This window comes from Pseudomonas sp. NBRC 111139 (assembly GCF_001753955.1).
GTDB lineage: Bacteria > Pseudomonadota > Gammaproteobacteria > Pseudomonadales > Pseudomonadaceae > Aquipseudomonas > Aquipseudomonas alloputida.
In genome coordinates this window covers 1-13,594 of sequence record NZ_BCBP01000078.1, presented here as the reverse complement: position 1 = coordinate 13,594, position 13,594 = coordinate 1, and the positions used below count along the sequence as shown (strand labels likewise).

Here is a 13,594-nt window from a genome sequence, read left to right as displayed (position 1 = left end):
ATGGCTGTATCCAAGACTGAGCAGGAAATGCGGGAAACGGTGGCCAGGCGTGGCTTCTGGCATGTCACCGGTAAGAGAGCCTTCGACCTGACTAAGCGTTTGGAGGAGCTCGGCAAGCTCGATGGACTGACGGCCAGCTATGGGTGTCACAACGCCAACGGGGTCTTCTTCAAAAACCAGTGGAACTGCCCTCGGCCGAAGCTGGTTTACGAAGTGGTGGTCCGCGCTTGTGAGCCTGCTATCGCTCCCAGGCCCTCTGTATCCTAAAGCTACACCCAACCCGGCCACGTGCCGGGTTTTTTTCGGTGCCCCGGGAGTGTGCCCGATCAGACAAAATTGGTGAGTTTCGTGGTTCATGTGACTCATCCCCCTGGACTTGATCAACGTTCTAAGGGGACACACTCATGCTCGCAACACTTGAACTGACTGATGGAATGATGGTGATGGTCCAGACTGGTCGCCAGGGGCTGACCGGCATCCGGTGGTCGACCCCATTCGTTGATCGCCTGAACATCGAAACAGATCGTGAGGGAGTCACCTCTGGGCTTTCACTCAAGCAGACCAGCTTCGCTGAGTTCGATCCGCGCTATCACCGCGATGGGCGAAATCAGTTTGTCGCGAAGGATCACGCGCTTCGGATCGTGAGCGGTAGCCTGGAAGAACACCAGCAACGCTTTGAAGCCACGGTCGACCAGCTCTTAGCTGATGGCACATTGAAACGTAGTGAACTCCCTGCATTTGAAGATCTGCTCACGGCGATGACCGCCCTGGCAGCCTCAGAAGAGGTCTGCTTCGACCGGTTTATCGACTTCCACAGATACCGTCGGTTCTCCGACTTCCTGTGTGATTGGCAGGCGGAGAAAGGGAAAGCTGCAGGGGAGAGAGCATTGGATCTCGCCCACCAAAAGCCGGCCCTCGAAATCGCATTCAGCACGCTTGTTGAGTTCGGGATTTTTGGTGAGATGGAACCAGCTGGTCGACTGTGATCACGAAGGGGGATCCATCAATGTCGCATTACCAGGAGCAGAAGGTTGCTGAACTGAAACGCTTGGGCTGGTCTGAAGTCGGAAAACGTCATCTGCCAGGCCCCGGCCGGACACCAGCGAAGCAGGTGTATGAGCTGTCATGTCTGCAGGGAAAACTTCAGGTCTTCGTCTACCCGGCGGAACTGATCTACCAGACCGCTTAACGCTACACCCACGCCCGACCTAGTCGGGCTTTTTTTTTGGGTGCGCCAGGCATGGCGCGTTGCGCGTAGCGCAACCCGCTTGGTTGTGGTGGCCAAAGCGGGTGACTTGGAGGTGAAAGTCCTCTACACACCCGGCAAGGGGAAGTGTTAGCCAGAGGCAAGGGTGTCGTGGGCGACCGCGAATCTGAAGGAAGCCCGAGGCAAACTGCTGGCCTGACGAACAGGAAGCGGATAGAGGCGGCACAGCGGGGTGAGGCGGCCCAAATCGTCAAAGCCCAGTACTTGCACGGGACGCTGTGACGTAAATCCGACAGGCATAAGCAGGAAGGTCACGCGAATTACCCTGGGAGATCTGCACGTTTGCCACTGTGCTACCGAGCGTCGAGAGGCGACGGGACGAGCGTGCAGAAGTCAGCCGAGGCCGTAGTAAGTGGCGGTTAACCGCGCCACCAAGGGCCGAACAGGTTATGCCGCCAGTAGGCGTCACTGTCTCGTTGGTAGCCGTAATGCAGAAATTTCCTACAACGGAATCTGTCACTCCGAATCCCGGCCAGAAGCCGAGGGTGATGCCTGACAGTGCAAAGGTGCCGGCGGCGTCAGCGACGTGGACGAACGCGGAGCCGGACACGCTGATGGAGCGGGTGCTTGCACCGGCCAACCTCAGGCGTGCGTATCAACGCGTGGTTAGCAACAAGGGGGCTCCGGGTGCCGATGGCATGACGGTCGCTGACTTGGCGGGCTACGTGAAACAGTATTGGCCAACCCTCAAAGCCAGGTTGCTGGCCGGTGAATACCATCCCCAAGCAGTGCGAGCGGTTGAAATTCCCAAGCCGCAGGGCGGCACACGGCAACTGGGAATCCCCACCGTCGTGGATCGCCTGATCCAGCAAGCATTACAGCAACAACTCACGCTACTCTTCGATCCGCTGTTTTCGGACTACAGCTACGGTTTTCGTCCGGGCAAAAGCGCTCACCAAGCCGTTGAACTGGCCCGCTCCCATGTGGCGGCGGGGCATCGCTGGTGCGTGGAGCTTGATCTGGAAAAGTTCTTTGATCGGGTCAACCACGACATCCTGATGGCCTGCTTGCAGCGTCGCGTCGAAGACAAGCGAGTGCTTAGGCTCATCCGCCGCTACCTTGAAGCTGGGGCCATGTCGGGCGGTATCGTCAGCCAACGGCAAGAGGGGACACCGCAAGGCGGCCCACTCTCGCCGTTGCTGTCGAATATCCTTCTGGATGAGCTCGACCGCGAATTGGAACGGCGGGGTCATCGCTTCGTGCGCTACGCCGATGATGCGAACATTTATGTGCGCAGTCCTCGGGCGGGCGAGCGGGTGTTGGCCAGTATCGAGCGCTTCCTGTGCCATCGTTTGAAACTGACGGTGAACCGGAAGAAGAGCCAAGTAGCAGGGGCTTGGAAGTGTGACTACTTGGGTTACGGGATGAGCAGGCACCAGCAACCAAGGCTGCGTGTGGCAACGATGAGCCTGGGGCGCTTACGCGACCGACTCAGAATATTGCTACGCAGTGTAAGGGCCCGCAAAGTGGCGACTGTCATTGAGCGAATCAACCCTGTCCTGCGAGGCTGGGCTGGCTACTTCAAGCTCAGCCAGAGCAAACGCCCACTTGAGAAATTGGATGGTTGGGTCAGGCATAAACTTCGCTGCGTCATCTGGCGTCAATGGAAACGGCCCTCAACGAGGGCGCGCAACCTGATGCGCCTGGGCCTGAGCGAAGAACGTGCCTGTAAATCGGCCTTTAATGGCCGAGGCCCGTGGTGGAACTCGGGAGCATCTCATGTGAATCAGGCGCTACCGAAGAGGCTATGGGATAGGTTCGGACTGGTCTCGATACTGGATACGATAAACCGGCTTAGCCGTATAACCTGAACCGCCGTGTACGGAACCGTACGCACGGTGGTGTGAGAGGACGGCGGCTGTGAAGCCGCCTCCTACTCGATCCCGCGGCCGAGCTGCTTGCGTGGTGATCGATGTGCGCCATCTCCACGCACTAGGCCAAAAATCAAAGGAGCAATTCCAATGACCACCGCAACAACACAGCAGTCAACCCGACCGAAAGCACATGCCCTGTTCAAGTTGAATTTCTGTCTACGAATGGCAAAGGAAAACTCGCTCTCCGCTCGTACAGAACCGCACCGCTATAGGCCCGAATACCGCCGTATGAGGAGGGAGTCGATGCAGGATGCCCGTTACTGGCGTGCCCTATGTAGCCGCTTAGATACCTGTTCAGAAGCTTGATCGCAATCACAGGCAATGCCCAGGGGGCCACCATGCTGCAAACCCTTACTGCTGCCCACGGGGCTTCGGTGATCCCAACAGGATTCCACCTAGCACGTGTCGTAGGTGTGAAACCGAAGTTCAAATCTGACCCTGACATGCGTGAGGTCGTGTTCTACCAATGCTTCCTCTCCGAATGTCATGGAGCCAACGGTCTTGAGCCTTGCGAGTACCTGGCAGAGCGACGTTACCTGTTGAGTGCAGCGAAATACATGGTCAATACCGGCCTTTCCACGTGCCCAGTGATCCAAGAGCTGGTGAGGTCGGAGACCGAGGTCAAGTATCTGCCGGCTTAGGCTGGATCATCTCCAAACGCAGCACAGACCCGGCCCTAGTGGTCGGGTTTTTCATTAGTGAAAAGGTGGGGCAGGTCAGGTTGCCCACTAGATTGCAATTCGGATATTATTTTGAGGTTCGACCGTTTCAGTACGCGCATGCCAGATGATCCTCTCAGCTCATTTGGCCTAAGAAAGCCGCCCATTCTCAGGCGGCTTTTTTTGTGCCTGCGATTTAGCCTTGTTCGGCCATATTTCTAGGGGTTGCGAAGCCCACACCGACGTTCTAGGGTTGCAGTGATGAAGCGAGGCCGAACCTGGCAGAGGAATGCATAGCCGCAGATCTGGCGGTGCAGAACCCCATCCACCACAAGCTTTGCAATCAACTGTTTCAGAGGACGAACGATGTTTGATGCAGCCCACTATCACGTGAAAGCCACAGAGCTGTTGACCGCCTTCGGCGTCCACCAAGGTGCACTGAGCACGTGGTCGCTGAGTGATGTGGGAACGGCCAGTCACGGCTATATCCACCACTCGCAGAAGCCCGCAGCCCTCGCAGCATATGCTGCGGTTAACCCTACCTTCGCAGCCGGGCGCTTTCCTGGATATACGTTGGTGGACCTGGTCGACAAGATCCCGAGCCTGGACTATGCGGAATATGCTGCCCTGGCGATCGTGTGCGGGGCTGAGCTGCCTTCTTTCAAGGGTTCAGATGAGCGGGCACGCATTTTCGGCGAGGCCGCCTGGGCTATCGTTGAGAAGTATCAGCTGCATGGGTGCTTTGAGCGCCACAACAAGCCGTTCCAGGCTATAGGCGATCATTACAGTCTCCGGCCCAAGGGGTGTGATTGGGCAAGGGACTACGCTGAGATCCCGGAAAAGCTAACTGCGATGCGTAAGGCGTATAGGGCCATGACCCCGCTTCAGAGGGTGATGACTCTGAGCCTTATGCATCTGTACAACCAAGGTAAGGACAACGTGTTCCTCACCGGCGGTTGCCCAACGAAAATTCTCGCTGCCGAGGCGCTGACCATCCTGCGCGATAACTCGGCTCTCGCTGACTGGGGCCACCTCGTGTCCCACTATGCCGGCTGGTAATCATCGACCTCACGCCACCTTCCAGGATCTCTACAGATGACAGAATCTCCATTCGCCACCCACCGGGCAGTGTTGGTCGACAGCGACTATGCGGCCGCGGGCTTTCTTCAGTCGTTCGCGATGGCCATGTACGCCGGCGCTGCCTACCCCATGGATGCCAATGGCCTGCGTAACCTGGATGACCAGCACATGCAGATCTTTCAAAAGATGGCGGCTTCCTACCGCCGCCATGGGGAAGCTGATCCCGATTTTGTAGACGTGTGCAAGGCGATCAAAGCAAAGCGCGCAGCTCACGCTCTCAGGGTCAAGGGAATACTCGATGAGCTTTTGGATAGCGATCCGGACCAGTACGAGGGCGGTCGACATGAGCATGCTGGAACCGTGAGTGTCTACGAGCGTGAGCATCAGCTGAACATCGAACGTCGCTGGTACGCACCTTCGTAAGTCGTACCCGGCCTGCCTTCCTGAGTTGCACTCCGGAAACAGAAAGGCCACCTCTGCTTACGCTCGGGTGGCCTTTTTACATCTCAACACTGGACGGGCGTTTAGACCGCATCACAGTGGTCACGCATCAACCCCCACACGGCCGATAAAAGCCGGTAGATGGTCAGTACGTGGCTCAGAATATTCAGCATACGCTTCATAATCGTTGACCTCCGTTTCAGGAAGGCCAATCTTCCAACGCCTAACCGGCACTTCAGCGCTTTCAGAACGCACGTGGTGCATTCCAGAAGAGGCCCAGGTGGCCCAACGAATGCAGCAAACCGGCACGGTCTAAACACCGTGTCGAAGGGGGTATCTCATCCTCGGAACATCGAGATTCTCGGGTTACCGAGCAGAGGACATAACCACCCAAGGGCCTCTTGAATTGCAGGTCCACATGCAAGCCGGCGCACCATACCTGTGCCCGGTTCAGAAAGCCTGAAAAAAATTCAAACTATCGTGAAAATGATAAAGCCGCCCCGCCTGCCGCCTTCCACACCCGTGTGACGCATTCCTGCGGTACCAGGTCTTCGCAACACCTGGCTTACCTTTCAGGAGAGTCATGCAGGGGATGTAAGCCGGAACCCCAGAAATTTCCGTCACCCTAGTTGGGTGGGCTCAACACTCGTGTCACCAGCTACCTTCTGGAGAATCGAGCTCGGCCATCCCTCCCTGGACGGGCATCGCTCGACGATGTTCAACGGCTCCCTCACGGGGCCGTCGTTTTGTGGGGGCTATTCCATCCACAAGTCGTCGAGGTTCTTGAAGTTCCAGAGCGTCGGGTCTTCGGGGCCAGTGATACTGTCCTTGCAACTCGTGGCCGCCAGGTCGATGGTCTGCATCGGGATCGGCTCTCTCGAGCGTAGCGAGAAGAACACGCGAACCTTGGGAGTCAGCAGTGATTCCATTCCCGGCTCAACGACAACGGCCAGACGCTGAGAGGACAGGCGAACCAAGGAGCCGACGGGGTAGATGCCCACGGCCTTGACGAAGGCGTGGAAGATGCGTTTGTCGAAATGGCCCTCCCACTTGGCCATCTGCCGCATCGCCGCGGACGGGTCCCACGGCTTTTTGTAGGCTCGCTCCGACGTCACGGCATCATAGACGTCGCAGATTGCGCCCATGCGGGCCAGGAGTGAAATGGCGTCACCGGCCAAGCGATCCGGGTAGCCGGTTCCGTCGATCTTCTCGTGATGGTGCAGGGCAATGTCCACCACCCCGGGCTCGGCCCCGCCTGCGCGCAGCATCTTTGCGCCCTCCACAGGGTGGCGCTTCATGATGGCGAACTCGGCATCGGTGAGCTTGCCTGGTTTGTTAAGCACTTCCAGCGGCATCGCGGCCTTGCCTAGGTCGTGCATCAGTCCGCCGATGCCAGCCAGGCGCGTTTGCTCCTCGTCTAGATCGAGATGCCGGGCCAGCGATAGCATCAGGGCGCAGACGGCAACCGAGTGCAGGTAGGTGTAATCGTCGTGCGTTTTGATGCGTGCGACGCTGATGAGGGCATGAGGTTGGCGCAGCACCGAGGCAGCGATTTCTCCGACCAGCGGCAACGTCGTGCTTGGGTCGACGGCCTTGCCAAGCCGGGCTTCCTGGAACATGTCCATGACTTGGGACTTGGCCGCAAGACAGAGTTTCCGTGCATAACACATTTCGCTCTCCATTGAGGTTGCGCCGTCACTTTTCTTGCTTAGTGGACTAGACGGCAGAGATTGCTCCTCCGACAATTCTCTGGGCTCTGGGCTCTGGGCTCTGGGCTCTGGGCTCTGGGCTCTGGGCTCTGGGCTCTGGGCTCTGGGCTCTGGGCTCTCTGGGCTCTCTGGGCTCTCTGGGCTCTCTGGGCTCTCTGGGCTCTCTGGGCTCTCTGGGCTCTCTGGGCTCTCTGGGTCGACTTGGCTTTTGGCCAAGTCGACCCAGACCTCCCCGACGCCACATTCTCGAATGGCAGAGAGATCCTGAGGCTCGGTCAGCAGGAAGCTGCCGCGCCAGAATGGGTGTCGAACCCAAGAGCCGGCGAGCTTGTGGATGTACATGCCGAGACGAAGCTCGGATACGGGAATGCGTTTTACCAACTTATTTTCCTTTCTGAGTTGGGTGGTTAGGCGTGCGCCGAGGCTGGCACCCAGCGGTAGAGCGGAGGTAAGGTCACGCCAAGATTCTTGGATCAGCCGGAACCGCCGAAATTTCCGTCAGCCGATCAACATGGCTTTGTCTCGCGCTCGGTCGATGCGTTCCTGCATCGCCTGCATGACTTCTTCGTGGGTGTACGACTTGGCGTTGGGGTCGTCGGCCTCTCGGAGAGCTTCCTCGACCTCGCGGGTCATCCGCGCATATTCTTCCGGCCACAGCGCTTGCTCCATGCGCAGCGACGCCTGCCCAAGCAGGTGCAGCAGGCCGAACAGCCGCATGTCATTGGTGGCGACGACGTGCTCTCGAATCCGCTCCTGGATCACCTCGCAGGCCCGATGCGCCTCTGGCGTCGCCGTGCCCTCGTAGCCGGCTGGGAGTTCTGCTTCTTCAGCGATTCGCGCCCAAGCGATAGCCAGCGCCTCGATGGTGGACAGGTTCATTTGCTCATCCACTTGCGCAGCAGACGCTTTTTCAGGGAGGCGCGCTCTTGCGGATTGCGTCCCTTGTGGTTGGCAATGCGATCCGCCGTGGCGGCCTGGCGCTTGATGGGCCAGTAGGAGCGGCCATCCTTACCCATCGACCAGACGTTGCTGACCTGGTTTTCCAGTAGAGGCAGATGGGCGCATAGAGCTTCCGGCGACGCGCTGGCCAGCGCGGTGCGCTCGTGGGTTCGCCAGCGCTGATGCCAGAGTTTCTTGTCCTCGCGCTCGCTACGGCAGGTCGTGTGCCCAACGATGGGCGTTTTGCGGCGGCTGCGGCTCATGATGTGGTTGTCTCCAAGAACATTCAGGACAGGCTTTCTGGGTAGAGCGCCGTCAACCGGGACAGGGTTTCTTGCACTTGTTCCAGCGAGGTCATCAGATGATCAACCTGATCCTGAAGATCCACGGCGAGATCAAATAGCTCAGCCACTCGGCTGCGTGATCCCTCGTTGAACGCGGCCATTGCCAGTTGATGCAGCTTCAACAGGTCGGTGCGCAGTTGCGGAGGTGCGCCGTCTGCGCTGTCATTCAAATCGCCGCGCAGCACGTCCACGGCATCGACTGCACGCAGCAGTGCCGTGGTATCGAAATTCTCGGGAGTCAGTTCGTCCCATTCGTCGTCGGTGATGCGGGCTGCCATCAGGAGAGCTCCGATTAAGCGGTTGCGAGCGTTAGATGCCCGATCGGCTCGGCTGCTGGCCGTACCTTGATTTCGATGTCGTAGCCGAGGCGATTCAGACAATCCATCAGCTTGCGTTCGGATAGATTGGTGAAGTCGCCGCGCATCATGCCCGACACCTTCGGTTGCGGGATGCCCATGCGTTTGGCCGCCGCTTGTTGAGTCAGCCCAAGGGCGCGCATGGCCCTCCTGATCTCGACCACCAGGCCGGTCTTGATCTTGAGCTTTTCAGCGTCAGGCAGTCCAAGGTCGGCAAAGACGTTGCCCGAGCTGCGCTGAACCTCGACGCCTTCAATGATTCGTTTTTGCATTTCGTAGCTCCTGTGCCAATACCTCGGCCACCTTCAGCCGAGCGCGGATGATGTCCATGTCGGCCTTTGGCGTGGCGATTCCGCTCTTGCTCTTCTTCTGGAAGCAGTGCAGGACGAACACCGCTTCCGCAAACTTGACCGTGTATACCGCTCGATAGGTGCCGCCGGCATCGTCTTCGACGACCTCCAGCACGCCGGCACCACCGAACCCCTTGAGCACCTTTGCTGCGTCATCCTGATCGCCTATCTGCGCCAACGAGAGCGCGTAACCGAAACGGCGACGCACGTCGGACGGCAACGCCATCAAATCCTTGTGGCTGCTCGCGATCCATTCGAGCGGTTTTTCTTTGTTTGTCATGACGGAATTTTATACCTGTTCAGGTAATGATGTAAACGCGGCAACCTCAAGGAGGTGTCGTAAAACATTTGTTTTGCGACAGGCTGTCAGCCGCCGCTGTGCTACCTGTGCAACACCCCCTCAAAAATGTACGGAAAACTCTATCGCTATTCACTATTATGCGGAAACCTGTTTTTGATGGTTATCCGCCTATGTTGGTTGGCTACATGCGCGTGTCGTCGGACTCCGACCGCCAGAGCACGGACTTGCAGCGCGACGCGCTGCTCGCCGCCGGCGTCGATCCGCGTCACCTGTTTGAGGATCGTGCCTCTGGCGCGAAGGATGACCGTGCCGGCTTGGCGCGGGCGCTTGAGTTCGTTCGAGCCGGCGATGTGCTGGTGGTGTGGAAACTCGACCGGCTCGGTCGCTCGCTGTCGCACCTGCTCGCCATTGTGACTTCGCTCAAGGACAAGCGGGTGGCGTTCCGCTCGCTGACAGAGAACCTGGACACTACGACGCCCTCGGGCGAATTCCTGTTCCAGGTGTTCGGTGCGCTCGCGCAGTACGAGCGCGCCTTGATTCAGGAGCGCGTCGTCGCGGGCTTGGCCGCCGCACGCAAACGCGGCCGGATCGGCGGCCGGCCGCAGGCGATCACTGGTGAGAAGCTGGACGCCATCGTCGCCGCGCTCGATGGCGGCATGTCTAAGGCGGCGGTGTGCCGCAACTTCAATGTCAAGCGCACTACGTTGATCGAAACATTGACGCGAGCAGGTTGGCGTGGTGCGGGAAGGACGGTCGATGAGCAACAAGAATAAGCTACTCACCGTCTTTTCTGACGCAGAGCAGGAAGCCTTGTACGGCCTACCGGACTTCGACGATGCTCAGCGGCTGGAATACCTGGCGTTGACCGAATCTGAACTGGCGTTCGCCAGCAGCCGGCCTAGCCTGCAGGCCCAAGTCTATTGCGTCTTGCAGATCGGCTACTTCAAGGCCAAGCATGCTTTCTTCCGCTTCGATTGGCATGAGGTCGAGGACGATTGCGCCTTCGTGCTGAGTCGCTATTTCCACGGCGAAGCGTTCGAACGCAAGGCGATCACCAAGCATGAGCACTACAGCCAGAGGGGTCAGATCGCCGAACTGTTCGGCTACCGGTCGTGGGCGGCTAGCTTCCTGCCGCAACTGGCACAGCAGGCTGAACAGATCGTGCGGCGCGACGTAATGCCAGGATTCGTGGCCGCCGAACTGATCGTTTGGCTCAGCGAGCACAAAATCATCCGGCCCGGCCACACCACCTTACAAGAGCTGGTCAGTGAAGCCCTGTCCACCGAACGCAGGCGCTTGGGCGGCTTGCTGGCAGAAGTGTTGGACGAATCGGCCAAAGCTGCGCTGGGCCAGCTCCTGGTGCGTGACGACACCCTGTCTCAACTGGCAGCGCTCAAGCAGGACGCTAAAGATTTCGGCTGGCGTCAGATGGCAGGGGAGCGCGAGAAGCGCGCCACGCTGAAGTCCTTGCACGGGATCGCCAAGGCGCTGCTGCCCAAGCTCGGCATCTCGCAGCAGAACCTGCTGTACTACGCGAGCCTGGCGAACTTCTATACCGTCCATGACCTGCGCCACCTGAAGGCGGAGCAGACCCGGCTCTACCTGCTGTGCTATGCCTGGGTACGTTACCGGCAGCTCACCGACAACCTGGTCGACGCGATGGCCTTCCACATGAAAAAACTTGAGGACGAGAGCCGCACGGGTGCGAAACAGTCCTTTGTCGCCGAACAGCTGCGACGCCATCAGGAAACGCCGCAGGTTGGCCGCCTGCTGTCGCTGTACGTGGACGACAGCGTGGCCGATCCGACGCCGTTCGGCGAGGTGCGCCAACGCGCCTACAAAATCATGTCCAGGGAATTGCTGCAAAACACGGCGCAGCGCATGAGCGTCAAGCCACTGAACAAACTGGCGCTGCACTGGCAGGCGGTGGACGGCCTGGCCGAACGCATTCGACGCCATCTACGGCCGCTGTACGTCGCGCTCGACTTCGCCGGCACGGCCCCCGATAACCCATGGCTCGCGGCGCTGACTTGGGCCAAGAGCGTGTTCGCCAAGCAGCAGCGCCTATCACAACGGCCACTCGACGAATGTCCGGCGGCAACGCTGCCGAAACGCTTGCGTCCGTACCTGCTGATGTTCGATGCCGAAGGCACGCCGACAGGCCTGCATGCCGATCGTTACGAATTCTGGCTTTACCGTCAGGTCAGGAAACGCTTCCAGGCGGGCGAGCTCTACATTGACGACAGCTTGCAGCACCGGCATTTGTCCGACGAGTTGGTTTCGATGGACGAGAAAGCCGCCGTGCTCGCGCAGATGGACATCCCCTTCCTGCGGCAGCCGGTCAGTGCCCAGCTCGATGCACTGGCGGCCGAGTTGCGTGCGCAATGGGTGGCGTTCAATCGCGAGCTGAAACAGGGCAAGCTGACGCACCTGGAATACGACAAGGACACGCAGAGACTGACCTGGCGCAAGCCCAAGGGGGAGAACCAGAAGGCGCGCGAGCAAGCTCTCTACGAGCAACTGCCATACTGCGATGTCGCCGACGTGTTTCGCTTCGTCAACGGCCAGTGCCAGTTCCTGTCGGCGCTGACACCATTGCAGCCACGCTATGCGAAGAAGGTAGCCGACGCCGACAGTCTGATGGCGGTGATCATTGCCCAAGCCATGAACCACGGCAACCAGGTTATGGCACGTACCAGCGACATCCCGTACCACGTCCTGGAGAGTACCTACCAGCAGTACCTGCGCCAGGCGACGCTACATGTGGCCAACGATTGCATCAGCAACGCCATCGCCGCACTGCCGATCTTCCCGCATTACTCGTTCGACCTCGATTCGTTGTACGGTGCCGTTGATGGGCAGAAATTCGGCGTCGAGCGACCAACTGTGAAGGCGCGCTACTCGCGCAAATATTTCGGCCGCGGCAAGGGCGTCGTCGCCTACACGCTGCTGTGCAATCACGTGCCGTTGAACGGCTACCTGATAGGCGCACACGAGTACGAGGCTCACCACGTGTTCGACATCTGGTACCGCAACACGTCGGACATCGTGCCGAGCGCGATCACCGGCGACATGCACAGCATCAACAAGGCCAACTTCGCCATCCTGCACTGGTTCGGACTTCGTTTCGAGCCGCGCTTCACCGACCTCGACGACCAGTTGCAGGAGCTGTATTGCGCCGATGATCTGGCATTGTACGAGAAATGCCTGATCCGGCCGGCTGGCCAGATCGACCGGCAACTCATCGTCGGTGAGAAGGCGAACATCGACCGAATCGTCGCCACACTGGGCCTGAAGGAAATGACGCAGGGCACGCTGATCCGCAAGCTGTGCACCTATACGGCGCCGAACCCGACGCGGCGCGCAATCTTCGAGTTCGACAAGCTCATCCGCAGTATCTACACACTGCGCTACCTGCGCGACCCGCAACTGGAGCGTAATGTTCACCGCTCGCAGAACCGCATTGAGTCCTATCACCAGCTACGCTCGACCATCGCCCAAGTCGGTGGGAAGAAGGAATTGACCGGCCGCACCGACATCGAAATCGAGATCAGCAACCAGTGCGCCAGGCTGATCGGCAACGCGATCATCTTCTACAACTCGGCGATCCTGTCCCTGCTGCTGACGAAGTACGAGGCAGCTGGCAATGCCAAGGCGCTGGCGTTGATCACGCAGATGTCGCCAGCGGCCTGGCGGCACATCCTGCTGAACGGGCATTACACCTTCCAGACTGACGGCAAGTTCATCGACCTGGATGCGCTCGTGGCGGGACTGGAGCTGGGCTGACGGAAATTTCTGGGATTCCGGCGTACAACCCCATCATTCGGGCCGGGCATCCGCCGCAGATGAGCGATCAATGAGCAACCCCTACCCTATTCAAACCCTCAATCACTCTTACCTGGGCAGTGGCATCTACGAGTTGCTGCGCGAGGCACTGATCACCGGGCGTTTCCAGCCCGATGACCGCCTGCGCATCCGCGACCTGGCCGAACAACTGGGCACCAGCGTCACACCGGTGCGCGACGCGATCCTGCAACTGGCCAAGGAACAGGCGCTGATCCTCAAGACCCCGCGTGACATCCGCGTACCCATCCTCACCGCCGCGCAATACGGCGAGATCCGCAGCATCCGCCTGGCGCTTGAAGGCCTGGCTGCGGAGACGGCCGCCGCGCTGGTGACCGACAGCGAACTCGCAGACCTGCAAGCCTGCATCGAAAACAACATCGCCGCGATCAACGCCCAGGACTTGCAAGCCGCTCTCAAGTGCAATCAGC

General features: G+C 59.3%; 15 protein-coding genes. 9 read left to right on the top strand and 6 right to left on the bottom strand.

Annotated elements, in window-relative coordinates; all coding sequences use genetic code 11:
* From BJQ17_RS25570 to BJQ17_RS25540, 6 genes are all read left to right on the top strand, one after another.
* Positions 1-267 carry a hypothetical protein gene (locus BJQ17_RS25570; protein WP_023383743.1) on the top strand — a complete coding sequence of 89 codons (267 nt, stop codon included), beginning with the start codon at positions 1-3 and terminating at the stop codon, positions 265-267.
* 137 nt (positions 268-404) lie between these two features.
* Complete coding sequence (locus BJQ17_RS25565; RefSeq protein WP_054895136.1) at positions 405-986, top strand: hypothetical protein; 582 nt, start codon at positions 405-407, stop codon at positions 984-986.
* A 20-nt stretch (positions 987-1,006) separates the two neighbouring features.
* Positions 1,007-1,189, top strand: coding sequence for a hypothetical protein (locus BJQ17_RS25560; RefSeq protein WP_023383744.1), 183 nt, complete (start codon positions 1,007-1,009; stop codon positions 1,187-1,189).
* A gap of 467 nt (positions 1,190-1,656) precedes the next feature.
* Positions 1,657-3,078, top strand: a complete 1,422-nt coding sequence (gene ltrA / locus BJQ17_RS25555) for a group II intron reverse transcriptase/maturase (RefSeq protein ID WP_024718247.1) — start codon at positions 1,657-1,659, stop codon at positions 3,076-3,078.
* A 1,088-nt stretch (positions 3,079-4,166) separates the two neighbouring features.
* A complete protein-coding gene (locus BJQ17_RS25545) occupies positions 4,167-4,859 on the top strand; it encodes a hypothetical protein (RefSeq protein WP_023383746.1) in 693 nt (230 codons plus the stop codon).
* Between the two features lie 36 nt (positions 4,860-4,895).
* Positions 4,896-5,303 carry a hypothetical protein gene (locus BJQ17_RS25540; RefSeq protein WP_023383747.1) on the top strand — a complete coding sequence of 136 codons (408 nt, stop codon included), beginning with the start codon at positions 4,896-4,898 and terminating at the stop codon, positions 5,301-5,303.
* 773 nt (positions 5,304-6,076) lie between these two features.
* Here BJQ17_RS25540 and BJQ17_RS25535 read toward each other — a convergent pair.
* The 6 genes from BJQ17_RS25535 to BJQ17_RS25510 all read right to left on the bottom strand — a co-directional run bounded on the left by BJQ17_RS25535 (position 6,077) and on the right by BJQ17_RS25510 (position 9,299).
* Complete coding sequence (locus BJQ17_RS25535) at positions 6,077-7,372, bottom strand: HD-GYP domain-containing protein (RefSeq protein WP_375731043.1); 1,296 nt, start codon at positions 7,370-7,372, stop codon at positions 6,077-6,079.
* A gap of 156 nt (positions 7,373-7,528) precedes the next feature.
* Entirely contained in the window at positions 7,529-7,909 is a 381-nt protein-coding gene (locus BJQ17_RS25530; RefSeq protein WP_001054412.1) for a hypothetical protein, read from the bottom strand.
* Positions 7,906-8,232: a hypothetical protein gene (locus tag BJQ17_RS25525; protein ID WP_000091614.1), complete on the bottom strand. Its 327-nt coding sequence runs from the start codon at positions 8,230-8,232 to the stop codon at positions 7,906-7,908. The genes BJQ17_RS25530 and BJQ17_RS25525 overlap by 4 nt, the downstream gene beginning before the upstream one ends.
* Before the next feature lie 23 nt (positions 8,233-8,255).
* Complete coding sequence (locus tag BJQ17_RS25520) at positions 8,256-8,591, bottom strand: hypothetical protein (RefSeq protein WP_000741275.1); 336 nt, start codon at positions 8,589-8,591, stop codon at positions 8,256-8,258.
* A gap of 14 nt (positions 8,592-8,605) precedes the next feature.
* Positions 8,606-8,941, bottom strand: coding sequence for a helix-turn-helix domain-containing protein (locus tag BJQ17_RS25515; protein WP_001172026.1), 336 nt, complete (start codon positions 8,939-8,941; stop codon positions 8,606-8,608).
* A complete protein-coding gene (locus tag BJQ17_RS25510; RefSeq protein ID WP_003151133.1) occupies positions 8,922-9,299 on the bottom strand; it encodes a type II toxin-antitoxin system RelE/ParE family toxin in 378 nt (125 codons plus the stop codon). Before BJQ17_RS25510 ends, BJQ17_RS25515 begins: the two co-directional genes overlap by 20 nt.
* A gap of 191 nt (positions 9,300-9,490) precedes the next feature.
* On the opposite strand from BJQ17_RS25510, the gene BJQ17_RS25505 reads away from it, so the two are divergent.
* The 3 genes from BJQ17_RS25505 to BJQ17_RS25495 all read left to right on the top strand — a co-directional run.
* Positions 9,491-10,093: a recombinase family protein gene (locus tag BJQ17_RS25505; RefSeq protein ID WP_010465829.1), complete on the top strand. Its 603-nt coding sequence runs from the start codon at positions 9,491-9,493 to the stop codon at positions 10,091-10,093.
* Positions 10,077-13,106, top strand: a complete 3,030-nt coding sequence (locus BJQ17_RS25500) for a Tn3 family transposase (RefSeq protein WP_010799689.1) — start codon at positions 10,077-10,079, stop codon at positions 13,104-13,106. Before BJQ17_RS25505 ends, BJQ17_RS25500 begins: the two co-directional genes overlap by 17 nt.
* A gap of 70 nt (positions 13,107-13,176) precedes the next feature.
* Positions 13,177-13,594, top strand: a 418-nt coding sequence (locus BJQ17_RS25495) for a GntR family transcriptional regulator (RefSeq protein WP_139139821.1), incomplete at its 3' end; no start/stop codon positions are given.